At 68.1% G+C, this 21,754-nt stretch carries 21 protein-coding genes and 1 riboswitch; of the genes, 13 read left to right on the top strand and 8 right to left on the bottom strand.

Going from position 1 to position 21,754, the window contains the following annotated elements:
- Positions 1–140: 140 nt before the first annotated feature.
- Positions 141–1,205, bottom strand: coding sequence for an ornithine cyclodeaminase (locus B2J86_RS04860; RefSeq protein WP_173024850.1), 1,065 nt, complete (start codon positions 1,203–1,205; stop codon positions 141–143).
- Between the two features lie 114 nt (positions 1,206–1,319).
- Between B2J86_RS04860 and B2J86_RS04855 the strand changes: the two genes are divergently transcribed.
- Positions 1,320–1,751, top strand: a complete 432-nt coding sequence (locus B2J86_RS04855) for an Lrp/AsnC family transcriptional regulator (protein ID WP_173024849.1) — start codon at positions 1,320–1,322, stop codon at positions 1,749–1,751.
- A gap of 128 nt (positions 1,752–1,879) precedes the next feature.
- Positions 1,880–2,848 carry a tripartite tricarboxylate transporter substrate binding protein gene (locus B2J86_RS04850; protein ID WP_169169577.1) on the top strand — a complete coding sequence of 323 codons (969 nt, stop codon included), beginning with the start codon at positions 1,880–1,882 and terminating at the stop codon, positions 2,846–2,848.
- Between the two features lie 21 nt (positions 2,849–2,869).
- Here the strand turns inward: B2J86_RS04850 and B2J86_RS04845 are convergent, their stop codons facing one another.
- Entirely contained in the window at positions 2,870–3,778 is a 909-nt protein-coding gene (locus B2J86_RS04845; protein WP_173024848.1) for a LysR substrate-binding domain-containing protein, read from the bottom strand.
- A gap of 148 nt (positions 3,779–3,926) precedes the next feature.
- Here B2J86_RS04845 and B2J86_RS04840 point away from each other — a divergent pair, with 148 nt between their 5' ends.
- Complete coding sequence (locus B2J86_RS04840; protein WP_173024847.1) at positions 3,927–4,913, top strand: tripartite tricarboxylate transporter substrate binding protein; 987 nt, start codon at positions 3,927–3,929, stop codon at positions 4,911–4,913.
- Positions 4,914–5,007: 94 nt separating this feature from the next.
- Positions 5,008–6,297 (top strand): hypothetical protein, encoded by a 1,290-nt coding sequence (locus B2J86_RS04835; RefSeq protein ID WP_254067973.1) that lies wholly within the window; start codon positions 5,008–5,010, stop codon positions 6,295–6,297.
- A 156-nt stretch (positions 6,298–6,453) separates the two neighbouring features.
- Here B2J86_RS04835 and B2J86_RS04830 read toward each other — a convergent pair whose 3' ends face one another.
- The 3 genes from B2J86_RS04830 to B2J86_RS04820 all read right to left on the bottom strand — a co-directional run bounded on the left by B2J86_RS04830 (position 6,454) and on the right by B2J86_RS04820 (position 9,253).
- A complete protein-coding gene (locus B2J86_RS04830) occupies positions 6,454–7,254 on the bottom strand; it encodes an HAD-IIB family hydrolase (RefSeq protein WP_173024845.1) in 801 nt (266 codons plus the stop codon).
- A 10-nt stretch (positions 7,255–7,264) separates the two neighbouring features.
- On the bottom strand, positions 7,265–8,899 hold the full coding sequence (locus tag B2J86_RS04825; protein ID WP_173024844.1) for a peptide chain release factor 3: 1,635 nt from the start codon (positions 8,897–8,899) through the stop codon (positions 7,265–7,267).
- A gap of 120 nt (positions 8,900–9,019) precedes the next feature.
- Positions 9,020–9,253, bottom strand: coding sequence for a hypothetical protein (locus B2J86_RS04820; protein ID WP_173024843.1), 234 nt, complete (start codon positions 9,251–9,253; stop codon positions 9,020–9,022).
- Between the two features lie 194 nt (positions 9,254–9,447).
- A riboswitch (S-adenosyl-L-homocysteine riboswitch) is annotated at positions 9,448–9,532 on the top strand.
- A gap of 74 nt (positions 9,533–9,606) precedes the next feature.
- On the opposite strand from B2J86_RS04820, the gene ahcY reads away from it, so the two are divergent.
- The 5 genes from ahcY (at position 9,607) to B2J86_RS18355 (ending at position 14,458) form a co-directional block, all read left to right on the top strand.
- Positions 9,607–11,040 (top strand): adenosylhomocysteinase, encoded by a 1,434-nt coding sequence (gene ahcY / locus B2J86_RS04815; RefSeq protein WP_173024842.1) that lies wholly within the window; start codon positions 9,607–9,609, stop codon positions 11,038–11,040.
- 107 nt (positions 11,041–11,147) lie between these two features.
- On the top strand, positions 11,148–12,146 hold the full coding sequence (locus tag B2J86_RS04810) for a TlyA family RNA methyltransferase (RefSeq protein WP_169634224.1): 999 nt from the start codon (positions 11,148–11,150) through the stop codon (positions 12,144–12,146).
- A complete protein-coding gene (metF, locus tag B2J86_RS04805; RefSeq protein ID WP_169169568.1) occupies positions 12,143–13,039 on the top strand; it encodes a methylenetetrahydrofolate reductase [NAD(P)H] in 897 nt (298 codons plus the stop codon). The genes B2J86_RS04810 and metF overlap by 4 nt, the downstream gene beginning before the upstream one ends.
- Before the next feature lie 125 nt (positions 13,040–13,164).
- Positions 13,165–13,761, top strand: a complete 597-nt coding sequence (locus B2J86_RS04800; protein WP_169169567.1) for an OmpW family protein — start codon at positions 13,165–13,167, stop codon at positions 13,759–13,761.
- A 358-nt stretch (positions 13,762–14,119) separates the two neighbouring features.
- The gene (locus B2J86_RS18355) at positions 14,120–14,458 is read left to right on the top strand and encodes a septal ring lytic transglycosylase RlpA family protein (RefSeq protein ID WP_206041737.1); all 339 of its coding nucleotides are present in this window, start codon (positions 14,120–14,122) and stop codon (positions 14,456–14,458) included.
- 15 nt (positions 14,459–14,473) lie between these two features.
- On the opposite strand, the gene B2J86_RS04790 is transcribed toward B2J86_RS18355, so the two are convergent.
- Positions 14,474–15,370 carry a 23S rRNA (adenine(2030)-N(6))-methyltransferase RlmJ gene (locus B2J86_RS04790; protein WP_173024840.1) on the bottom strand — a complete coding sequence of 299 codons (897 nt, stop codon included), beginning with the start codon at positions 15,368–15,370 and terminating at the stop codon, positions 14,474–14,476.
- Between the two features lie 238 nt (positions 15,371–15,608).
- Between B2J86_RS04790 and B2J86_RS04785 the strand changes: the two genes are divergently transcribed.
- The 4 genes from B2J86_RS04785 (at position 15,609) to erpA (ending at position 19,075) form a co-directional block, all read left to right on the top strand.
- Positions 15,609–17,411 carry a serine/threonine-protein kinase gene (locus tag B2J86_RS04785; RefSeq protein ID WP_173024839.1) on the top strand — a complete coding sequence of 601 codons (1,803 nt, stop codon included), beginning with the start codon at positions 15,609–15,611 and terminating at the stop codon, positions 17,409–17,411.
- Positions 17,412–17,640: 229 nt separating this feature from the next.
- On the top strand, positions 17,641–18,069 hold the full coding sequence (rplM, locus tag B2J86_RS04780; protein WP_169169563.1) for a 50S ribosomal protein L13: 429 nt from the start codon (positions 17,641–17,643) through the stop codon (positions 18,067–18,069).
- A gap of 11 nt (positions 18,070–18,080) precedes the next feature.
- Complete coding sequence (gene rpsI / locus B2J86_RS04775; RefSeq protein WP_169169562.1) at positions 18,081–18,473, top strand: 30S ribosomal protein S9; 393 nt, start codon at positions 18,081–18,083, stop codon at positions 18,471–18,473.
- Between the two features lie 239 nt (positions 18,474–18,712).
- Positions 18,713–19,075: an iron-sulfur cluster insertion protein ErpA gene (gene erpA / locus B2J86_RS04770; RefSeq protein ID WP_169169561.1), complete on the top strand. Its 363-nt coding sequence runs from the start codon at positions 18,713–18,715 to the stop codon at positions 19,073–19,075.
- An 86-nt stretch (positions 19,076–19,161) separates the two neighbouring features.
- On the opposite strand, the gene B2J86_RS04765 is transcribed toward erpA, so the two are convergent.
- Both B2J86_RS04765 and B2J86_RS04760 read right to left on the bottom strand, forming a co-directional pair.
- Positions 19,162–20,271 (bottom strand): anhydro-N-acetylmuramic acid kinase, encoded by a 1,110-nt coding sequence (locus B2J86_RS04765; protein ID WP_173024838.1) that lies wholly within the window; start codon positions 20,269–20,271, stop codon positions 19,162–19,164.
- 61 nt (positions 20,272–20,332) lie between these two features.
- On the bottom strand, positions 20,333–21,694 hold the full coding sequence (locus tag B2J86_RS04760) for a M23 family metallopeptidase (protein ID WP_169169559.1): 1,362 nt from the start codon (positions 21,692–21,694) through the stop codon (positions 20,333–20,335).
- Between the last annotated feature and the right edge of the window lie 60 nt (positions 21,695–21,754).

Genomic DNA, 21,754 nt, shown 5'->3' with positions numbered 1-21,754 from the left:
CGCTCGTCACTCCTGAAAATATAGCTGCAGACGCTTACTGGATAACCGTTACAGCCCATTTTTGCTTGAAATAGGCGGGCCGCAGGCAGAGGGGCAGGCGCATCGATGGGGCTGCGCCCACGGGCGTGATCGTCTGGCCTTCAGGCCACGCTGCGCAGGCGCAGGCGCAGGCGCGGCGCTGCGGCGGCCGGGTGCATGCGGCCAAACAGGTCCTTGGGATCGCCGTCGGTGGGCACGAGCGCGATGTCCCGGCCCACGCCGCGCTCGTGCGCGAGCCGGTGCAGCACCTGCAGGGCCGAGAAGTCCTCCAATGCAAAGCCGACCGAGTCGAACACCGTCACCTCGCCCGCATGGCGGCGCCCCGGCGCCTGGTCCGTGAGCACGCGCCAGAGCTCGGTGACCGGGTGGTCGGCCGCGAGCTGCTGGATCTCGCCCTCGGTGCGCGTCTGCGGCTCGTACTCGACAAAGATGCGCGAGCCGCGCAGCACGTCGGCGTGCAGCTCGGTCTTGCCGGGGCAGTCGCCGCCGACGGCGTTGAGGTGCATGCCGGGCTCGACCATGCCGGGCGTGAGGATGGTGGCGCGCGCCTTGTCGGCGGTGGCCGTGGTGACGATGTCGGCGCCGCGCACGGCTTCGGCCGTCGAGGCCGCGCGCCGCACGCGCAAGGCCGGCGCGGCGGCCGCCAGGTTGCGCACCAGCTTGTCGGTGGCCGCACGGTCCACATCGAACACGCGCAGCTCGGCGATGCCCAGCAGCGCGTGGAAGGCCAGCGCCTGGAATTCGCTTTGCGCGCCGTTGCCGATCAGCGCCATGCTGCGGCTATCGCGCCGCGCCAGCGCGCGGGCCGCCACGACCGAAGCGGCGGCGGTGCGCAGCGCGGTGGTCAGCGTCAGCTCGGCCAGCAGCAGCGGATAGCCGGTGGCCACTTCGGCGAGGACGCCAAAGGCCATCACCGTGGGCAGGCCCTGCGCCGGGTTGAACGGGTGGCCGTTGACGTATTTGAAGCTGTAGTGCGTGGCGTCGGCCACCGGCATCAGCTCGATCACGCCGCGCGCGCTGTGGCTCGCGGTGCGCGCTGACTTGTCGAATGCGGGCCAGCGCGCAAAGTCGGCTTCGATGCGCTCGGCCAGCAGGGCCATGAAGCGCGGCACGCCGATGCCGTGCACGAGGTGGGCGAGCGTGGGCAGGTCAATCAGGCGGGTCATGGCAGCGTCTCCGGGGGCGTTGCCCGATTCTGGCGCGGTGCTGTGCCAACACATAGCCAGCAAAACGGCACAAATGCGGATAAAAATAGCGAAATGCTTCAGGGAGCTGGCGTTATGGGCAAGATGGACGACACCGACCGCGAAATCCTCGGCATCCTGTGCGCCAACGCGCGCACGCCCGTCGCCACGCTGGCGCAGCGCCTGCGCGTGTCGCGCGGCACGGTGCAGAACCGCCTGCGCAAGCTCGAAGACAGCGGCGTCATCGTCGGCTACACGGTCCGGCTGCGGCCCGACTCAGAGCCCCAGCGCATCCGCGCCTGGATGAGCATCGCCGTCGAAGGCAATGCCGCCCCCGAGGTCATCCGCGCGCTGCGCGGCGAGCCGCTGGTCGGCACGCTGCACACCACGAACGGCCGCTGGGACATCGTGGCCGAGCTGCGCGCCGAAAGCCTCGAGGCCTTCGACAGCGCGCTCGGCCGCATCCGCCAGACGCCCGGCATTGCCAACACCGAGACCAGCATCCTGCTGTCGACCTACAAGGCCTGAGCGGGCCGCGCCGGGGCGGCATTGGCGCCTGGGCGACAGCAGGGCAGGGTTTTCGGCCTATCGCGGCCGCCGCAGGTGCGCTGCAATGCGGCCTCGCTTCTTTTTTCACCCTGACACAAGGAGACGCTATGCAGCGCCGCCATCTCATCCAACTCGGTGCCACCGCCCTGGTCGCCACCGCCCTCGGCGCCCAGGCCCAGGCCACCGGGTTCCCGACCAAGCCCATCAAGCTCGTGATTGCCTTCCCGGCCGGTGGCCCGACCGACATCACCATGCGCGCGCTGGCCGACAACGCCAGCCGCATCCTGGGCCAGCCGGTGATCGTCGACAACAAGCCCGGCGCTGGCGGCACATTGCCTGCGCAGGCGCTGCAGACGGCCGCCGCCGACGGCTACACCGTGGCGCAGATCCCGCTCGGTGTGTTCCGCCTGCCCTACACCACCAAGATCAACTGGGACCCGGTCAAGGACATCAGCTACGTGATCAACGTCACCGGCTACGCGTTCGGCATCGTCGTGCCGGCGGATTCGCCGCTCAAGACCTGGACGCACTTCGTCGCCTGGGCCAAGGCCAACCCGGGCAAGCTCAGCTACGGCTCGACCGGCACCATGACCAGTCCGCACCTGACGACCGAGTTGATCGCGCAGCAGCTCGGCATCGAACTGCTGCACGTGCCCTACAAGGGCAGCGCCGACCTGATGCAGTCCATTCTGGGCGGCAACATCATGGCCGCGGCCGACTCCACGGGCTTCGCCCCGCAGGTCGAGGCCGGCAAGCTGCGCGTGCTCAACACCTGGGGCGCCGAGCGCTTGGCCAAGTTCCCCGATGCGCCCACGCTCAAGGAGCTGGGCCTGGACATCGTGCAGAACTCGCCGTTCGGCATCGGCGCGCCCAAGGGCACGCCGTCCGCGGTGGTCAAGCGCCTGCACGACGCTTTCAAGCAGGCCATGGAGCAGGACGCCTACAAGGCGGCCCTGGCGCGCTACGACATGGTGCCGATGTACATGGGCAGCGCCGCCTACCAGAAGTTCGCGCAGGACACGTTCGCGCGCGAGAAGGCGCTGATCGAGAAGCTGGGCCTGGCGAAGGCGCAATAACGGCGCCGCGCCCGCAGCGCTTCAGCCGGCCGCGCCGCGCAGTGCCGCGAAATGCGCCTGCAGCAGGGCCGCGAAGCGCTCGGCCATGGCCGAGGGCGCGGACTGCGGCGGGAAGGCCAGCACCACTTCCACCGGGCAGCGCGGCTGCAGCGGCACGGTGCGCAGCTGCGGCGCAAACACCGCAGCCACATACGGGTTGACCACGCCCACGCCCGTGCCTTGCGCGGCCAGCATGCAGATGGTGGCGGAATAGGTGGTCTCGACCGTGGAGGCCGCCGCGATGCCATGCTGCTGCATGGTGTCCTGCAGCTGCAGATAGATCTCGTCGTCGGCGTGCAGGGTCAGCAGCACCTGGCCCTGCAGGTCGCACACGTGCAGCGCCTTGCGCGCGGCCAGCGGGTGGGCCGGGTGCATCACGCAGACGGCGTTGCCGCGGTGCAGCGTGGTCGCATCGAGCTGCGGATGCCGCATGGCCATGGTGCTCAGCGCCAGGTCGAACTGGCCGTGCAGCAGGCCCTCGCGCAGCTGTGGCGTGCCAATGGTCTGCAGGCTGACATGCACGTCCGGGTGTTGTTGCAAAAAGGCGTGCACCACGGCCGGCATCACGCTCAGGCCGAGCGCGGGCGTGCAGCCCAGGCGCAGCTCGCCAGTGCCCGACTGGCGCAGCGTGGCCACGTTCTGCTCGATGCGCTCGAGGCCCAGAAAGTGGCGCTGCACGGTCTGGAACAGCTCGCGCGCCTCGTGCGTGGGGCGCAGCCGGCCCTTCTGGATATCGAACAGCTTCAGGCCCGAGGCCGACTGCATCTGCGCCAGCAGCCGGCTGATGGACGGCTGCGTGGTGTGCAGCATGGCGGCCGCGGCCGTCGTGGTGCCGGTCTGCATGACGGCGCGAAAGGCCTCGATCTGGCGAAAGTTCAGGGGGCGCGGCATGGCGGAGCAGGGTGGGGGGACGCCGCGCAATGTATATCAAAACGGTATGGGTGACCGAAGAAATTGAATTTTCAAGAATCCCCAACGGCTCCTACACTGCATTTTTCCCAACCATGGCGCGCCGGAACCGGCCGAACAGGAGACACACATGAAGATGCAATGGACCCGCAGGAGCGTGGCACTGGGCGCGCTGGCGCTGGGCCTGGGCGCCATGGGCGCAGCCACGGCCGCCGAGCCGGCCTTCCCGGCCCGGACCGTGCGCATCATCGTGCCGTTCACGGCCGGCGGCAGCTCGGACGTGCAGGCGCGCATGCTGGCCGACCGGCTCGGCCGCCTGTGGGGCCAGCCGGTGGTGGTCGAGAACAAGCCCGGCGCGGGCGGCCACCTGGGCGGCAAGTACGTGGTCGACCAGCCGGCCGACGGCTACACGCTCATGGTGGGCTCGATCGGCCTGCACGCGGCCTACGGCATCTACAAGAAGCTGCCGTACAACCCCGCCACCGACCTGCGCCTGGTGACCGTGCTGGCCGAAATGCCGCACGTCGTCGTGGCCTCGCCCGCGCTGCCCGCCAAGGACCTCAAGCAGCTCACCGACATGGCCAAGAAGGCGCCGGGCACGGTCAACTTCGGCTCGGCCGGCGTCGGCTCGTCGGTGCACATGATGGGCGAGCTCTACAAGCTGCAGTCGGGCGCGCCCATCGTGCACGTGCCCTACCGCGGCAGCTCGGCCGCGCTCAACGACCTGCTGGGCGGCCAGATCCAGCTGATGTTCGAAAACCCGCCCACCGTGCTCTCGCACATCCGCGGCGGCAAGCTGCGCGCGCTGGCGGTGACGGGCAAGGAGCGCCTGGCCGCGCTGCCCGACGTGCCGACCGCCACCGAGGCCGGCGTCTCCGGCTTCGAAGCGACCTCGTGGACCACGGTGGCCGTGTCCTCCAAGGTGCCGCAGGCCGTGGTCGAAAAGATCAGCGCCGACGTGCGCAAGGTCGTCAACACGCCCGAGTTCCGCAAGGGCCTCGAAGACCAGGGCATGAGCGCCGTGGCCAACAGCCTGGCCGACGCCAAGGTGTTCGTGACCAGCGAAAAGACCCGCTGGGACCGCGTGATCCAGGAAGGGCACGTCTCGGCCGATTGAACGCGCACACGGGCCGCGCTGGCGCCCCCTGTGCCTTGTGCTGCCCGGCCCGCTGCCGGGCAGATGCTTTTTTGCTGTTGCATTGTTGATTCCCATGACCCCTGACACCCCCGCCTCCGCCGTCCCGTATGTGCCCTGCCGCCGCGTGGGCGACGGCAGCCAGCACCACTTCTTTGGCTACTACAACAAGTCCAACTGGGACCGCGGCAACCGCCTGGTGGCCGGCCAGCGCACGCCCTGGATGGACCAGCTCCTGACGCCCGATGCCAAGGCCACGATCGGCTACTTCGACACCGGGGACGGCGACCGCTTCCACGCCGTGGGCGAGACCTATGCCTGGAACTGGCAGATGGGCAGCCAGCTGCAGTGGCTCGACGGCGTCCCGGGCCGCCAGCTGGTCTACAACGACCGCACGGGCGACAGAGCGGCGCGCTACCCGGGCTTTGGCGCCGTGGTGGTGGACATCGACACGCAAGCGCGCCGCGTGCTGCCGATGCCGGTCTACGTGGTCGCGCCCAGCAGCGCCTGGGCGCTGTCGGTCGACTACCGGCGCCTGTACGTGACGCACGAGACCATCGGCTACAGCGAAGCGGGCGGCCCGTGCGAGCTGCCGCTGGCGCCTGCGGACGACGGCATCTGGCGCATGGACGTCGCCACGGGCGCGGCGCAGCTGCTGGTCAGCTACGCCCAGCTCAAGGCCTTCCACCATGTACCGTCGATGGACAAGGCGATCCACTGGGTCAGCCACATCGAAGTCAACCCGGCCTCTTCGCGCATCCTGTTCCTGCACCGCTGGACCGAGCGCGTGAAGGACGAGACCTGCTTCCTGCACCGCCTGGTCACCATGAACCCCGACGGTTCGGGCATGCGCCTGCTCGAATGCTCGGACCACCCGCTGCCCCAGCTGGCCGACGATTTCGACCCCGGCGCCGTCGGCACGTTCGACTACGAAAAGTCCGAATACCAGATCTCGCACCCGCTGTGGCAGGACGACGAGCACATCATCGTCTGGGGCCCGCACGCGGGCGAGATCCACTACCACCTCTACCACGATGTGGACGGTGGCGCCGTGCAGGTGATCGGCCGCGGCGTGCTGGTGGAGAACGGCCACATGACCTTCTCGCCCGTGAGCACGCGCTGGATGCTCAGTGACACCTACCCGGACGACCAGACGCACGAGCGCTTCCTGTTCCTGTTCGACATGCAGACCGGCGAGCGCCGCAACCTCGGCAGCTTCTACGCCACGCCCGATCTGAGCAAGGAAAACCGCTGCGACCTGCACCCGCGCTGGAGCCGCGACGGCCGCCAGGTGTGCATCGACTCGGTGCACGAAGGCCAGCGCCAGATGTACATCCTCGACGTGTCGTCCATCGTCGGCGCCTGAAGCAGGCACGCCATGAAAAAGCCCGCACGGTGGAGGCCGTGCGGGCTTTTTCAATTGCAGGAGCTGCCTGCACAGTGCGGGCGCGGGTTTCAAGCACTTTTACTGCCCAAAGCCAACGGATGCCGGCGCTGGTAGCTATGCCTTGGATAGCGCGCTTCAGCGCGTGGACAAGATGGCCTGCACCAGCTCGATGAAGCCGTCGCCGCGCTCGCTCGGCGTGACGTAGCGCGGCAGGTGCGCCAGCTGCGGCACGAAGCGCGCAATGTTGGCCACGCCAAAGCTGTGCGGCATGTGGGCGAACATCAGCTGGTCGTTGGTCGAGTCGCCAATGTAGGCCCAGCGCTCCAGGTCGGCGTCGAGGTCCTTGCCGAACAGCGTGCGCACGATCCAGCGCGCGCCTTCGAGCTTGTTGTGCGCGCCGAACCAGCCGTTGATGTGGATGCTGCTCACCGTGGCGTTCATGCCGGCGGCGCGCATCAGGGCCACGCACTGGTCGATCTGCGCCTGCGGCAGGTGCGTGAATTCGCTGTGGTCGATCGCAATGTCGGTCTCGCGCCCGGCCGAGTCGGTGGCGCGCACGGCGCCGGGCACCGTGGCCTCCATCTCGGCGAGCACCTGCTGCATGCGCGCAAAGTTGCGCGTGCGCGTGGCCTCGTCCTGCTGGTAGAGCCGGTCGAGGCCACCGCCGGCATTGCGGCGCAGCGCCACGGCACCGTTCTCGGCCACGATGGCGTCTACGGGCCAGGCCTGGGCAAAGGGCTCGCTCCAGCCCACGGGGCGGCCCGTGATCGGCACCACATGCAGGCCCGCCGCGTGCAGGTCGGCCAGCGCCTGCACCACGGGCGGCGGCACCAGGCCGTCGGTGGTCAGCGTGTCGTCGATGTCGGTGAGCACGCCCAGCAGCTCGCCGGGGGCCGGCGCGGGCCATTCGCTCAGAGCGCGCAGGAAGGCTGTCATGGCGGCGCGCTCAGTGGTTGGTGTCCAGCGCCAGGCCCGCGTGCTCGCGCAGCGGGTGGAAGTGGATCTTCGGAAAGCGCTCCTGCGCCAGGCGCACGTCGTACGGCGAGGTGCACAGGTAGGCCAGGGTGTTGGCCGCGTCGTGCGCCAGGCGCAGCGGGTAGGCGTCGGTGAAGGCGCGCAGGTCGGCGCTGCTGTCGGCCGTGATCCAGCGCGCGCCCGTGTACTGGCAGCCTTCAAGGCGGATGTCGGCGTCGTATTCGGTCTTGAGGCGGTGCTGCACGACCTCGAACTGCAGCTGGCCGACGGCGCCCAGCAGCATGTTGCCGCCCGCGTCGGGCTTGAACACCTGGATCGCGCCTTCCTCGCCGAGCTGGGCCAGGCCCTGCTGCAGCTGCTTGGTGCGCAGCGGGTTCTTCAGCACCACGGTCATGAACATTTCGGGCGCGAAGAACGGCAGGCCGGTGAACTGCAGCGCCGCGCCGTCGGTGATGGTGTCGCCGAGCTGCACGCCGCCGTGCGTAGTGAAGCCGATGATGTCGCCGGCATAGGCTTCTTCGACCGCCTCGCGGCGCTGGCTCATGAAAGTGACGACGCTGGTCGGGCGCAGTTCCTTGCCGGTGCGCTGCACCTTGAGTTTCATACCGGGCGTGTACTTGCCCGAGGCCAGGCGCACGAAGGCGATGCGGTCGCGGTGGTTGGCGTCCATGTTGGCCTGCACCTTGAAGACCACGCCCGAGAAGCCCTCGTCTTCGGGGTGGATCGTCTTGATGACCGGCTGCTTGTGGACCTGCAGCGTGCTGACGCGCGGGCCCGGCGGCGGCGACATGTCCACCACCGCGTCGAGCACTTCCATCACGCCGAAGTTGTTGACGCCCGAGCCAAAGAACACGGGCGTGAGCTTGCCGGCCAGGAAGGCCTCGTGGTCCCAGGCGGCAGAGGCGCCGACGGCCAGTTCCATGCTCTCGAGCGCATGGTCAAAGGTCTGGCCGAAGCGTGCCCGCAGCCTGTCGGCCTCCGCTAAGGGAATGACTTCAAAGTCCTTCGGGCCGCGGTCGCTGCCCGGGGTGAACACCGTCATGCTCTGCGTGCGCAGGTTGATGATGCCGCCGAACGACTTGCCCTGGCCCACCGGCCAGGTGATGGGGCAGCAGGGCATGCCCAGCTCGCGCTCGACCTCGTCGAGGATGTCGAGCGGGTCGCGCACCTCGCGGTCCATCTTGTTGACGAAGGTGATGATGGGCGTGTCGCGCTGGCGGCAGACCTCGATCAGGCGGCGCGTCTGCGTTTCCACGCCGTTGGCCGCGTCGATCACCATCAGCGCCGAGTCGACGGCGGTGAGCACGCGGTAGGTGTCTTCGCTGAAGTCCTTGTGGCCGGGCGTGTCGAGCAGGTTGATGACATGGTCGCGGTACAGCATCTGCATGACCGAGCTGGCCACCGAGATGCCGCGCTGCTTTTCGATCTCCATCCAGTCGGACGTGGCGTGGCGGCTGGCCTTGCGGCCCTTGACGGCGCCGGCGATCTGGATCGCGCCCGAGAACAGCAGCAGCTTTTCCGTCAGCGTGGTCTTGCCCGCGTCGGGGTGGGAAATGATGGCAAAGGTGCGGCGGCGCCGGGTCTCGGCAAGGAACGGTGCGGACATGCAGGGGAGGGGCCGCGCAGCGAAGCGGGCGGCACGGTCAAAAAAGGTTGGGACCGCGCGATTATCCCCGCGTCGTGTGCCGCGGGCCGCGCCCCGCGTGGCGCGCGGCCGGGGCGCCGCTTACTTGGCCGGCGTGACTTCGACCTTGGGCACCGTGATGGTCTTCTCTTCCGTGGTCACGTGGACGTCCGGCGTCTTGACATCGTATTTGGGCAGCGTGACATCGCCCGACTGGGTTTTTTCCACCTCGTACTTGGGCAACGTGACATTGCCTTCCTGGGTTTTCTTCACGTCACAGGCCGCAAGGCCTGCCAGGCCGATGGAGGCGATGGCGATGGAGATCAGTTTTTTCATGGCGGGGATTCTTTCTCTTCAAGAAGGTGGAACGAAATGCCGGTCACAGGGATCGGCCGGGATCACGCTGTCGATTGAAAGGGCATCGGCGCGCCCCGGCTGTAGGAATGCCGACCGCGCAGGTGTCGGCTGTGGCCCTGCGCTGCACGCGGACTGAGCCGGGTCTGCCGTGCGGCTGTACTAAAATGGCCAGCTTTTCCGAGGAGCGTTGCAGCGCCTCCCACCAGCGTGGGGCGTGAGGCTCGGAACCTGTCCCCCCCGCAACGACGCTCATCCACTTCTCGTGTGGTGAGCTTGGCTTTTCTTTCTCTCCCCCGGCAAGTGGTTTTCCTGAATTCGTTTTGGAGCACACCATGAACGCACGCCTGAATACCAACTTGAACGCCGATTGCGCGATCACCGACATCGCCCTGGCCGACTGGGGCCGCAAAGAAATCCGCATCGCCGAGACCGAGATGCCCGGCCTGATGGCCATCCGCGAGGAATTCGCCGCCCGCCAGCCGCTCAAGGGCGCGCGCATCACCGGCAGCCTGCACATGACGATCCAGACCGCCGTGCTGATCGAGACGCTGCAGGCGCTCGGCGCCACGGTGCGCTGGGCCTCGTGCAACATCTTCTCGACGCAGGACCACGCCGCCGCCGCCATCGCCGCCAGCGGCACGCCGGTGTTCGCGATCAAGGGCGAGTCGCTGGCCGACTACTGGGACTACACGCACCGCATCTTCGAGTTCGGCGCCCAGGGCACTGAAGGCGAAGGCCCGAACATGATCCTCGACGATGGTGGCGACGCCACCATGCTGATGCACCTGGGCCAGCGCGCGGAGAAAGACCTCTCGGTGCTGGGCAACCCCACGAGCGAGGAAGAAACCATCCTGTTCGCCGCCATCCGCGCCAAGCTGGCCGTGGACGCGACCTGGTACACGCGCAAGTCCGCCGAGATCATCGGCGTGACCGAAGAGACGACGACCGGCGTGCACCGCCTCAATGAAATGAGCGCCAAGGGCACGCTGCTGTTCCGCGCGATCAACGTCAACGACTCGGTGACGAAGAGCAAGTTCGACAACCTCTACGGCTGCCGCGAGTCGCTGGTCGACGGCATCAAGCGCGCCACCGACGTGATGATCGCCGGCAAGGTGGCCTGCGTGGCCGGCTACGGCGATGTGGGCAAGGGCTCGGCGCAGGCGCTGCGCGCGCTGTCGGCCCAGGTCTGGGTGACGGAGATCGACCCGATCAACGCGCTGCAGGCAGCGATGGAAGGCTACAAGGTCGTGACCATGGAGTACGCCGCCGACAAGGCCGACATCTTCGTGACCACCACCGGCAACCGCGACGTGATCCGCCACGAGCACATGCTTGCCATGAAGGACCAGGCGATCGTCTGCAACATCGGCCACTTCGACAACGAGATCGACGTCGCGTCGATCGAGAAGTACGAGTGGGAAGAGATCAAGCCCCAGGTCGACCACATCCGCTTCCCCGACGGCAAGAAGATCATCCTGCTGGCCAAGGGGCGCCTTGTGAACCTGGGCTGCGCCACCGGCCACCCGAGCTTCGTCATGAGCGCCTCGTTCGCCAACCAGACCATTGCGCAGATCGAGCTGTTCACCAAGCCCGACGAGTACCAGACCGGCAAGGTCTATGTGCTGCCCAAGCACCTCGACGAGAAAGTGGCGCGCCTGCACCTGAAGAAAGTGGGCGCCATGCTGACCGAGCTGACCGACGCGCAGGCCGCCTACATCGGCGTGGAAAAGACCGGGCCCTACAAGGCCGACACCTACCGCTACTGATCCGGCGCCCTTGGCTGATGCGTTTTTAGGAGCTATCAGCGCATACGGAGCAAGGGCTAGAGGCCAATTTGATATAAAACTATCGCCCGTGGGCGAGAGAGTGATGCATGCGCGCAGATGTTTTTTTGGTGGATTTTGGCCATGCGGCCACGCGCTCACAGGCGCAGCGGCTGATTGCGGCCGGTGTGGAGTGGCGCCTGTCGCCGCGCGCGCCCTGGCAGAAGGTGGCGAAGAACGGTGACGACATCCCGAGCGTGGCCGAGGTGCGGCTGCTCGACAGCGCCGAGGCACAGTACCTCTCGCGCGGCGGCCTCAAGCTCGAAGGGGCGCTCCAGGCCACGTCCCTGTCCGTGGCCGGCCTGCGCTGCCTGGACGTGGGCCAGAGCACGGGCGGCTTCACCGACTGCCTGCTGCAGCAGGGCGCGGCACAGGTGGTCGGTGTTGATGTCGGCCACGGTCAGCTGCACGAGCGGCTGCGCAGCGACCCGCGCGTCATCTGTGTCGAAGGCGTGAACGCGCGGGGGCTCACACCGGGCGCCCTGCAGCAGGACTGCGAGCTGGCGCTGTCCGAGGTCATCGAGGAGGTGGACGACAACGAGACCCAGCCCGAGGCGCCCTACAGCTGGATGCGCAATGGCGGGCTGGTGGACGAGGAATACGACGACAGCGACGACGCCAAGGACCGAGACATCGAGCGCTTCAAGGCCGAGCGCGCCGAAAAGGCGAAGGCGCGCGCAGCGGGCACGCTGCCCGTCGAGCGCCGCCGCCGCCCCGAGTGCGCGGGCGTTGACACCACGCCGCTGTTCGATGTGGTGACGGGCGACCTGTCGTTCATCTCGCTCACGCTGGTGCTGCCTGCGCTGGTGCCGCTGCTGGCGCCGGAGGGCGCGCTGCTGATGCTGGTCAAGCCGCAGTTCGAGCTGCAACCGGGGCAGGTGGGCAAGGGCGGCATCGTGCGCGATGCGGCGCTGTACGCCGTGGTCGAGCAGCGCATCCGCGACTGCTGCGCCGCGCTGGGCCTGCAGGTGCAGGCCTGGCTCGACAGCCCGATCCACGGCGGCGACGGCAACCGGGAGTTTTTTGTTTTTGCCAGGAGGGGCGCATGAGCGCAACGAACCCGACGCACGCAGGCGGGGCGCCGAGTGCGCCGTTTCCCGTCAGCGTGGAATTTTTTCCGACCAAGACGCCCGAGGGCGCCGACAAGCTGCGCGCGGTGCGCCAGCAGCTGTATGCGCTGCAGCCGCAGTTCTGTTCCGTGACCTATGGCGCGGGCGGCTCGACCCAGGAGGGCACGTTCACCACGGTGCGCGACATCCTGGCCGAAGGCGTGAGCGCGGCCTCGCACTTCTCGTGCATCGGCGCCACGCGCGCCTCGGTGCGGGGCGAGCTGGCCCAGCTGCAGGCCATGGGCGTCAAGCGCCTGGTGGCGCTGCGCGGCGACCTGCCCAGCGGCTACGGCGCGGGCGGCGAGTTCCACTACGCGAGCGATCTGGTGGAATTCATCCGCAGCGAGACGGGGCGCGGCTTCCAGATCGAGGTCGCGGCCTACCCCGAGGTGCACCCGCAGGCGCGCTCGCCCGAGGCCGACCTGCAGGCCTTTGCCGCCAAGGTGCGCGCGGGCGCCGATTCGGCCATCACGCAGTATTTCTTCAACGCCGACGCCTACTTCAGATTCGTCGAGGAGACCCAGCGCCTGGGCCTCGAGGTGCCCATCGTGCCGGGCATCATGCCCATCATGGGATCGACCCAGCTGATGCGCTTTTCCGACGCCTGCGGCGCCGAGATCCCGCGCTGGATCCGGCTGCGCCTGCAGGGCTTTGGCGACGACACGGCCTCTATCCGCGCCTTCGGGCTGGACGTGGTGACCGAGCTGTGCGCGCGCTTGCGCGAGGGCGGGGCGCCAGCACTGCACTTCTACACCATGAACCAGAGCGCGGCCACGCTGGAGATCTGCCGCCGCCTGGGGCTGGGCCTGCCTGGGATCGGCGAGGGCCAATAGGCCTACTGGGAGTGATGTTTTTATGCCACCGGCCGACACGGATTGATACAGGTCAACCGTGCCGTAGCGCATCGGTCATTCAATAGCCATTGGGGATTGTCCCCGGACTTCTTTGGATGAAAGACATGAAAAAACACGCCATCGCCGCCGCCCTGCTGGGCACTGTCCTGAGCTCCGCCGCCGTGGCCCAGCAGGCCGCCGAAGGCCCCTGGATGGTGCGCGCACGCGCCGTGCACCTGAGCAGCGACAACAGCGACACCACCGGCCTGGGCCTGTCGGCCAACCACAAGTGGCTGCCCGAGGTCGACATCAGCTACTTCTTCAACAAGAACGTCGCCGTCGAGTTGATCCTGACCGTGCCGCAGAAGCACACGCTGTACTCGAACGGCGCCGCCATCGGCTCGTTCAAGCACCTGCCGCCCACGCTGACCGCCCAATACCACTTCACCAACCTCGGTGCGTTCAAGCCCTACGTTGGCGCCGGCGTCAACTACACGCGCCTGAGCGCGGTCAACCTGCCTGCCGGCGTGACCGTGGACCGCAACAGCTACGGCCCCGCGCTGCAGGTGGGCGTGGACGTGCCGGTCGCCAAGAACCTGTACCTCAACTTCGACGTGAAGAAGGTCTACATCCGCACCGATGTATCCGCTGCCGGCGCCAAGATCGGCACCTTCAAGGTCGATCCGGTGCTGTTCGGCGTGGGCCTGGGCTGGCGTTTCTGAGCTCCGGCCGGTAGCCGGCCCCGACCGGCCGCCGGCCAGCGGCCGAGGTCCCTTCCCCGCTTCGGCGGGGATTTTTTTGGCCTGCGCTACCATTTGGCGCTTGTTGCCTGCCCTCATTCGCTGTTTTTCCCTGGCCACTGGCCGTTTTTCTCCGCTCGCCGCGGGCTGCGCCGTGCTCGCTTGCGCGGGCGCCCTGCTGGTTCAGGGCTGCGCCCTGGGCGATCGCGCTGGGCCAGCGACTGCCCCTGCTCCCGGGCCCGCGCAAGCGGCGCCGGCCGCGCCGCAGGCCCCTGCATCGCCTCGGCCGCCCCGGCCCCTGCCCGCCCCCCGTCCTGCCGACAGCGCGGCGGGGGACGCGGTGGAAGCGCCCGCTGCGCGCGCCGAGGAGCAGGGACAGGCCTCGTGGTATGGCGCCTCCTTGCACCGCCGCCGCACGGCCAGTGGCGAGCGTTTCGACATGCACGCTTTCACGGCCGCGCACCCCTCGCTGCCGTTTGGCACGCAGGTGTGCGTGCGCAGCCTGGTGAACGGCAAGGTGGTGCAGGTGCGCATCAACGACCGGGGACCGCACACGGCCGGCCGCATCATCGATCTCAGCCGCGCCGCCGCCCGGGCGCTGGACATGCTCGGGCGCGGCACCAAGCCGGTGGTACTGACGGTGCTGGAGCCGGAAGAGAAGGACTGCCCGCCAACCTGAGCGGCAGGGGCGCGTTCAGCTGCCCGCTTCGAGCGTGTGCGTGGCGTGTTTGTCCTGGCCCAGCAGCTCGGCCATCTGGGGCAGGGCGTCCTTGAGCTGCGCCTTGAGCGTGTGCGGCGGATTGACCACGAACATGCCGCTCGCGGGCAGGCCGGGCCGCTTGACCTCGCCTGCGGCGTCTTCGGTGATCTTGCTGGACTTGACGGTCAGCGTGGCGTGCAGCCAGCCCTTGCCGACCTTCTGGGCCAGGGTCTTGAGGCGGCGTGGCAGGTCGTGTGCTTCGGGGCGCGGAATGATGGGGTACCAGACGGCATACGTGCCGGTGGCAAAGCGCTTGAGCGCATCCGCAACCATGTCAAGCACTTTGCCGTAGTCGCTCTTGATTTCATAGCTGGGATCGCACAACACGAGCGCGCGGCGGGCTGGTGGGGGCAGGAACTTCTTGATGCCATCGAAGCCGTCCTCGTGCAGCACGGCGACTTGGCGGCCGGCCTCGAGCTGGGCCACGTTGCCCGCGAGCGCACGCAGGTCGGCCGGGTGCAGTTCGAACAGCTTGAGCTTGTCGTGAGCGCGCAGCAGGCGCTGGATGATGAAGGGCGAGCCCGGGTAGACCTTGGTGCTGGGGCTGCTGTTGAAGGCGCGCACCAGGTCGATGTAGGCCTGCAGGGCCGGGGCCAGCGGTGCGGCGGTGGCGGCGCCGGGCGCGCCCAGGCGCAGGATGCCGCCCGCGGCTTCGGCGCTGGTCTTGGCGTAGTCGCCGTCGAGCCGGTACAGGCCGGCGCCCGCATGGGTGTCCAGCACGGTGAGGGCCGCGTCCTTCTCGGTGAGGTATTGCAAGGTGGCAATCAGCACGGTGTGCTTGAGCACATCGGCGTGGTTGCCTGCGTGAAAGGCGTGGCGGTAACTGAACATGGCGCTATGGTAACCACCGGCCGGGGCTGGTCCGCGCGCGTGCCATGGGCGGGTTTGCGCCTTGCGCCCTCATGGGGTCCAGGAACGACTTGCCGCAGCCAGGGCGGCGGCTCGCAGAGCCGGATGCGGTTTGTTGCCAGAGGTCCGCAGGAATGGCCGATGATGGCGCCCGCAGCCACTGGCGATTTGATCGTTACCAACGGTATGTTATTGTTCTTAAACGTCGAACTGCACGCCCATGACCGACCCCCTCGCTGCTTCCGCTCCTGCCGTGCGCCATGTGGACGCACTGCCTACGGGCACGCGCCTGGCGGAGTTCGAGGTGTGCTCCTTGCTGGGGGTGGGCGGATTTGGCGTGGTCTACCAGGCCTTCGACCATTCGCTGCTGCGCACGGTGGCCATCAAGGAGTACCTGCCCGCGGCGCTGGCCGGGCGCACCGAAGGCCAGTCGCTGTGGGTGCGTTCGTCGAGCGACGAGCAGGCCTATCAGGCGGGCCTCAAATCGTTCGTCGGCGAGGCGCGGATGCTGGCGCAGTTCGAGCATCCGTCCTTGGTCAAGGTCTTCCGTTTCTGGGAAGCCAACAACACGGCCTACATGGTCATGCCCTTGTACCGGGGCATGACGCTCAAGCAGGCGCGTGCACAGATGCGCACGCCCCCGCCCGAGGCCTGGCTGCGCACCGTGCTGTGGTCGGTGCTGGACGCCTTGCGCACCTTGCACGGCAGCCAGACCCTGCACCGCGACATCTCGCCGGACAATATCTTTCTGCAGGACGTCGGCCCGCCGGTGCTGCTGGACCTGGGGGCTGCGCGCCATGCCATCAATGACCGCGACCAGCGGCACACCGCGGTCCTGAAGGTTCATTACGCCCCCATAGAGCAATACGCCGACGGCGACGCCGACATGCCGCAGGGCCCGTGGAGCGACCTGTATTCGCTGGCCGCCGTGGTGCACGGCTGCCTGTGCAACGAGGCGCCCATGCCGTCTACGCTGCGTTCCATCCGCGACCGCATGGTGCCGTTTGCCCGGGTCGCCAAGACCGTGGGCCGGCAATTTGGCCAAGAGTACTCTGCGGCTTTCGTTGCCGCCATTTCCCAGTCGCTGGCGCTGCGGTCCGAAGACCGGCCGCAGGACATCGACGCATTTTTGCAAACCATGGCCATGGTGGCGCCTCCGGGCCCGCTCGAGCACTTCGACTTCCGCGCGCAGCTCGGCGATATCTGGGTGGGGCCGGCGCACCAGCCCGCTGGGGCGCTGGCCGGGCCTGGCCTGGACTCGGCTGGCGTGCCACTGGCGGCGACGCTGTCTGCGCGCCCGGTGGCGCCGCACACCGCCCTTGGGGGGGCTGTGCCCCCATCCGGGGAGGGCGTGCAGGCCCTCGATCTCGTGGTTCCGGACGCCGAGGGCGCAGCGGAAGGCGCAAATCCCAGGCCACTCGCCAAGCTAGCCGGCCAGTCCGCGCCAGAACCGCTGCGCAGCGCGAAGCTGCAGCGCGCCTGGGCGTGGCTCGCGGGCGTGGTGCTGATCGTGGCCGTGGCCGGCGGCTATGGCTGGGGCCGGCGTGCGCCGCAGACCGCACCGCAGGATGGCATCATCACGGAATGGGCCGAGCCCGCCGCGCCTGCCGCCTCTGTGCCCGTGCCGCAGGAGCCGGCCGTCGCCGCCACCGAGGCAGCGGTGGTGGAGGCAGTGGCCGCGGCAGCGCCTGCGGGCCCCGCACCGGCGTTTGTCGAGGCGTCAGACCCGGCAGCGGCGCCGAGGGCTCCCGTGCGGATTCCTCCCAAGGCGTCCCGGGTGCCGCAGCCAGAGGTGGCGCGCGAGCCTGCGCGCGCGCCGGCCTCTGCCGGCGCGCCGCCACCGCTGGCGCCATCCCGCCCACGCCACGAGGCCGCGCACCAGCCCTGTGTCAATACCAATTTCTTCACGCAAAGCGCCTGCCTGTACCGCGAATGCCCCAAGCCCGCGTTCGCGGCCACGCCCATCTGCGTGGAACACCGCCGCCGCGTGCAATTGCAGGCCGACACGCGTTTCGGCAACTGACGCGCGCGGCCCCTGGACGGGCCTCTGTACAAGAAATGCGCACAGCCGGGCTTGCCTTTGTATAATGGCGGGCTTCGCAGCGCTTGCGTGACTCCGCGGCGAAGTGCAGGCCTTGCCTGCAAGTGCCACCTAAGAGGTTTCCGTTGAAGAGAAGCACCGACCGTGGAAAAGAGTCCCCAGGACGCCAGCCCCTGTTCCAGGCTGGTCAAACCCTCGAAAGAGAAAACTCATGAAAACTTTCAGCGCCAAACCCGCTGAGGTCGTGCACGAGTGGTTTGTGATTGACGCCACCGATAAGGTGCTCGGCCGGGTAGCCAGCGAAGTTGCCCTCCGTCTGCGCGGCAAACACAAAGCCATTTATACGCCTCACGTCGATACCGGTGACTTCATCGTCATCATCAACGCAGCGCAAATCAAGGTCACCGGGACCAAGTCCACCGACAAGGTGTACTACCGCCACTCGGGTTATCCGGGCGGCATCACGGCCACCAATTTCCGCGACATGCAATCCAAGCACCCCGGCCGCGCGCTGGAAAAGGCTGTCAAGGGCATGCTGCCCAAGGGCCCGCTTGGCTACGCCATGATCAAGAAACTCAAGGTGTACGCTGGTGCAGAGCATCCCCACACCGCCCAACAGCCCAAAGTGCTGGAACTGTAAGGAGCCTTGAGATGATTGGTGAATGGAACAATGGCACCGGCCGTCGCAAGTCCAGCGTCGCCCGCGTGTTTCTGAAAAAAGGCAGCGGCAAGATCACGGTCAACGGCAAGGACATCCAGTCCTACTTCGGCCGTGAAACCTCGATCATGATCGCCAAGCAGCCCCTCATGCTGACGAACCACGCCGAAACCTTCGACGTGATGGTCAACGTGCACGGCGGCGGTGAGTCCGGCCAGGCCGGCGCGACCCGCCACGGCATCACCCGCGCCCTGATCGACTACGACGCAGCACTCAAGCCCGCACTGAGCCAAGCCGGCTTCGTGACGCGCGATGCGCGCGAAGTGGAACGCAAGAAGGTCGGCCTGCACTCTGCCCGCCGCGCCAAGCAGTTCTCCAAGCGCTAATCCGCTGGTTTCTGCCTGCCAAAAAAGCCGCCGCAAGTTCGCTTGCGGCGGCTTTTTGTTTTGCGGCGATGGCGCCAGAGGCTGGAAATGCGCCGCCACGCCACCATCTGTGCCGCAGGGATACTGCCCGCCTGCCGGGAGAAAAACCCCCACTGGATTTGGCGTCAAACAACCGGGGGGCCCGCACTTCTGGCGGTTTGCAGTAGGATTTGCCCCGAAACCCTGAATTGGAGTGCCCCATGAGCGCAGTTGCTGAAAACATCCCCCCCCAAATGCCCGACCCGATCATCTTTACCGAGAGCGCGGCGGCCAAGGTGGCGGACCTGATTGCCGAGGAAGGCAACCCCGATCTGAAGCTGCGCGTTTTTGTGCAGGGCGGCGGCTGCTCGGGCTTCCAGTACGGGTTCACGTTCGATGAAATCGCCAACGACGACGATACCGTGATGACCAAGAACGGCGTGTCGCTGCTGATCGATGCGATGAGCTTCCAGTACCTGGTGGGCGCCGAGATCGACTACAAGGAAGACCTGCAGGGCGCCCAGTTCGTCATCAAGAACCCCCAGGCGACGTCGACCTGCGGTTGCGGTTCGAGCTTCTCCTAAGCCCCGCTTGCACGGCAGATGAAAAGCCGCCCACGGGCGGCTTTTTCTTGGGTTGCTTCTTTTGCAGGGCCCGCACTCCCAGGTCCTCAGGCCGGGTAGACCGCTCCGAGCACGCGCGCTCCGGCGGCGCCGGTGACGCGCGTCAGGTTGCCGCTTTCGTGGCGCAGGGCGCGGCGCGCGAGCCACGCAAACGCCGCCGCCTCGACCTGCAGCGGCGGCAGGCCGTGGGCCTGCGATGACGCCACCGCCATGCCTGGCAGCAGGGCCTGCAGGCGCTGCAGGAGCTGCGCGTTGAGCGCACCGCCGCCGCAGACGATCAGCGTGTTGCTGTCGCCTCCGTAGCGGACGACGTCCGCGGCACAGGCGCTGGCGGTGAATTCGGTCAAGGTCGCCTGCACGTCGGCAGCGCGCGCCTGGGCAAAGGGCGCCAGCCGCGTTGCCAGCCACGGTGGGTTGAACAGGTCGCGCCCCGTGCTCTTCGGCGGGGGCTTGGCCAGAAAAGGCTCGGCCAGCAAGGCGTGCAGCAGCTCTGGCATCACCTGGCCGCTGGCCGCCCAGGCGCCACCGGCGTCGAAAGGCTGGCCGGTGTGCTGCAGGCACCAGTGGTCCATCAGGGCGTTGCCGGGGCCGCAATCAAAGCCCAGCACCTGGCCCTGGGCGGCGAGCACGCTGAGGTTGGACATGCCGCCCAGGTTCAGCACGGCGGTGGCGCGGCCGGGCTGGCCAAAAACGTTTTGGTGGAAGGCTGGCACCAGCGGCGCGCCCTGGCCGCCGGCGGCGACGTCGCGGCTGCGCAGATCGGCCACCACGGCGATGCCGCAGAGTTCGGCCAGCAGCGCCGGGTTGCCCAGCTGCAGGGTGTAGCCGGTGCCGTCGAACTCCTGCGGCCGGTGGCGCACCGTCTGGCCATGGGCGCCGATGGCGCGCACGTCCGTGGCCTGGAGGCCGCTTTGCGCCAGCAGCGCGTGCACCACGCCGGCATAGGCGCGCGCGAGCGCATTGCCCGCTAGGGCTGCGCGGTGCAGCTCGTCGGCGCCGGGGGTGTTGAGGGCGAGCAGATCTGCTCTTAATTCAGGAGCTAACGGCGCAGACTGGTAGTGCGTTACCGTGCATTGTGATGCCGAAAAATCGGCCAGCACGCCGTCGATGCCGTCGAGCGAGGTGCCCGACATCAGGCCGATGTACCACTCGGACATGGGATGGGGTGGGGCATGGGCCGCCGCGGGACGGGACAGGTCCCGCCGGCGCGCTGCAGCGTCAGTCGGCGCTGGCCTGTTGGATCAGCTCGGCCGATGCCAGCTGCGTGCGCATCACCGCGGCGATACGGTTGAATGCCGGGCGGGCTGCGGCGGACACCGGCGCGGCCGATTCGCTTTGCTGGGCGATGGCCATCGGATCCTTCTGCTGGCCGTTCACGCGGAATTCGAAATGCAGGTGCGGGCCCGTGGCCCAGCCCGTGGCGCCCACGGCGCCGATGGTCTGGCCCTGGTCCACGGCCTGGTTGGTGCGCACGTCGACGCGGCTCAGGTGCGCATAGACGGTGACGTGCTGGTTGCGGTGCTTGATGTAGACGACGTTGCCGTAGCCGTTCTGCACCCCGGCGAATTCGACCACGCCATCGCCCACGGTGCGCACGGTGGTGCCGGTGGGCGCCGCAAAGTCGGTGCCCAGGTGGGCGCGCCATTTTTGCAGGATGGGGTGAAAACGCATCTTGAAGCCGCTGGAGATGCGCGAGAACTCCACGGGCGAGCTCAGGTAGGCGCGGCGCAGGCTCTGGCCGTCGAGCGTGTAGTACGCGCCCTGGGCGGCGGCAGTCTCCTGGAACCACACCGCCTGGTGGGTCTTGCCGTTGTTGTGGAATTCGGCGCTCAGCACGCGGCCGCTGCGCAGCGGTTCGCCATCGGCTTCGAGCGTTTCGTAGACCACCGAGAAGCGGTCGCCCTGGCGCAGTGCGCGGCGGAAGTCGATGCTGCCCGAGAACATCTCGGCGAGCTGCACGGCCACGGTGTCGGGGATGTTGGAGGCGTCGGTCGCGGCGAACAGCGAGCTGCGGATCACGCCGCCGGCCAGGCGGCTCGACGTGGCCAGGGGCGCCGTTTCGATGCGCGAGGCGAAGCCATGGCCCGATTTTTCGATCACCAGGCGCTTGAAGCTGCCGCTGTCGTCCGGCGCCCAGCGCGCCGTCAGGCGCAGCAGGCGGTGGTCGTCGGTGGTCTCGGCCGAGACCAGGCGGCCGCTGCGGCCCAGCAGGTTTTGCTGCGCCGGCGTGTCGCGGCGCAAAAAGGCGGCGGCGGCCGGATCGGCCACGCCCATGCGCTGCAGCAGCGACTCGGGGGTGTCGCTGCTGCGCACCTGGTCTGAGCGGTAGAGCGAGAAGCCGGGGCCTTCGGTCAGGTCGGCCAGCGAGGCGCCGCTGGCCAGCGATTCAACGGGCTGCTCGACCAGGCGCACGGGCAGGTCGACGGGGTCGGGCCCGAACGACGCGACGGCAAAAGCGCCGCCGCCGCCGGTCAGCAGCATGGCTGCGAGCACGGCGGTCAGCCGCTTGGGGTGTTTCTGGATGCTGTGGGACAGCCGCTCTAGCAAAGCGAGGCTGGCGGTGGTGAAACCGTGTGTCAAGGAGTGATCCCCAGGGTGGGCGTGTGTCCGCGGGAGCCAGGGCCGGTGGTGGAGCCGGGC

This window comes from Acidovorax sp. SRB_14, from assembly GCF_012932145.1.
Lineage (GTDB): Bacteria > Pseudomonadota > Gammaproteobacteria > Burkholderiales > Burkholderiaceae_C > Simplicispira.
Note: the sequence above shows the minus strand (reverse complement) of the source record. Positions and strands in the feature narration are given on the sequence as shown.

Coding starts and splice junctions, on each gene's coding strand:
- B2J86_RS04860 (WP_173024850.1), bottom strand. CDS start 1,205: ATGACCCGCCTGATTGACCTGCCCACGCTCGCCCACCTCGTGCACGGC.
- B2J86_RS04855 (WP_173024849.1), top strand. CDS start 1,320: ATGGGCAAGATGGACGACACCGACCGCGAAATCCTCGGCATCCTGTGC.
- B2J86_RS04850 (WP_169169577.1), top strand. CDS start 1,880: ATGCAGCGCCGCCATCTCATCCAACTCGGTGCCACCGCCCTGGTCGCC.
- B2J86_RS04845 (WP_173024848.1), bottom strand. CDS start 3,778: ATGCCGCGCCCCCTGAACTTTCGCCAGATCGAGGCCTTTCGCGCCGTC.
- B2J86_RS04840 (WP_173024847.1), top strand. CDS start 3,927: ATGAAGATGCAATGGACCCGCAGGAGCGTGGCACTGGGCGCGCTGGCG.
- B2J86_RS04835 (WP_254067973.1), top strand. CDS start 5,008: ATGACCCCTGACACCCCCGCCTCCGCCGTCCCGTATGTGCCCTGCCGC.
- B2J86_RS04830 (WP_173024845.1), bottom strand. CDS start 7,254: ATGACAGCCTTCCTGCGCGCTCTGAGCGAATGGCCCGCGCCGGCCCCC.
- B2J86_RS04825 (WP_173024844.1), bottom strand. CDS start 8,899: ATGTCCGCACCGTTCCTTGCCGAGACCCGGCGCCGCCGCACCTTTGCC.
- B2J86_RS04820 (WP_173024843.1), bottom strand. CDS start 9,253: ATGAAAAAACTGATCTCCATCGCCATCGCCTCCATCGGCCTGGCAGGC.
- ahcY (WP_173024842.1), top strand. CDS start 9,607: ATGAACGCACGCCTGAATACCAACTTGAACGCCGATTGCGCGATCACC.
- B2J86_RS04810 (WP_169634224.1), top strand. CDS start 11,148: ATGCGCGCAGATGTTTTTTTGGTGGATTTTGGCCATGCGGCCACGCGC.
- metF (WP_169169568.1), top strand. CDS start 12,143: ATGAGCGCAACGAACCCGACGCACGCAGGCGGGGCGCCGAGTGCGCCG.
- B2J86_RS04800 (WP_169169567.1), top strand. CDS start 13,165: ATGAAAAAACACGCCATCGCCGCCGCCCTGCTGGGCACTGTCCTGAGC.
- B2J86_RS04790 (WP_173024840.1), bottom strand. CDS start 15,370: ATGTTCAGTTACCGCCACGCCTTTCACGCAGGCAACCACGCCGATGTG.
- B2J86_RS04785 (WP_173024839.1), top strand. CDS start 15,609: ATGACCGACCCCCTCGCTGCTTCCGCTCCTGCCGTGCGCCATGTGGAC.
- rplM (WP_169169563.1), top strand. CDS start 17,641: ATGAAAACTTTCAGCGCCAAACCCGCTGAGGTCGTGCACGAGTGGTTT.
- rpsI (WP_169169562.1), top strand. CDS start 18,081: ATGATTGGTGAATGGAACAATGGCACCGGCCGTCGCAAGTCCAGCGTC.
- erpA (WP_169169561.1), top strand. CDS start 18,713: ATGAGCGCAGTTGCTGAAAACATCCCCCCCCAAATGCCCGACCCGATC.
- B2J86_RS04765 (WP_173024838.1), bottom strand. CDS start 20,271: ATGTCCGAGTGGTACATCGGCCTGATGTCGGGCACCTCGCTCGACGGC.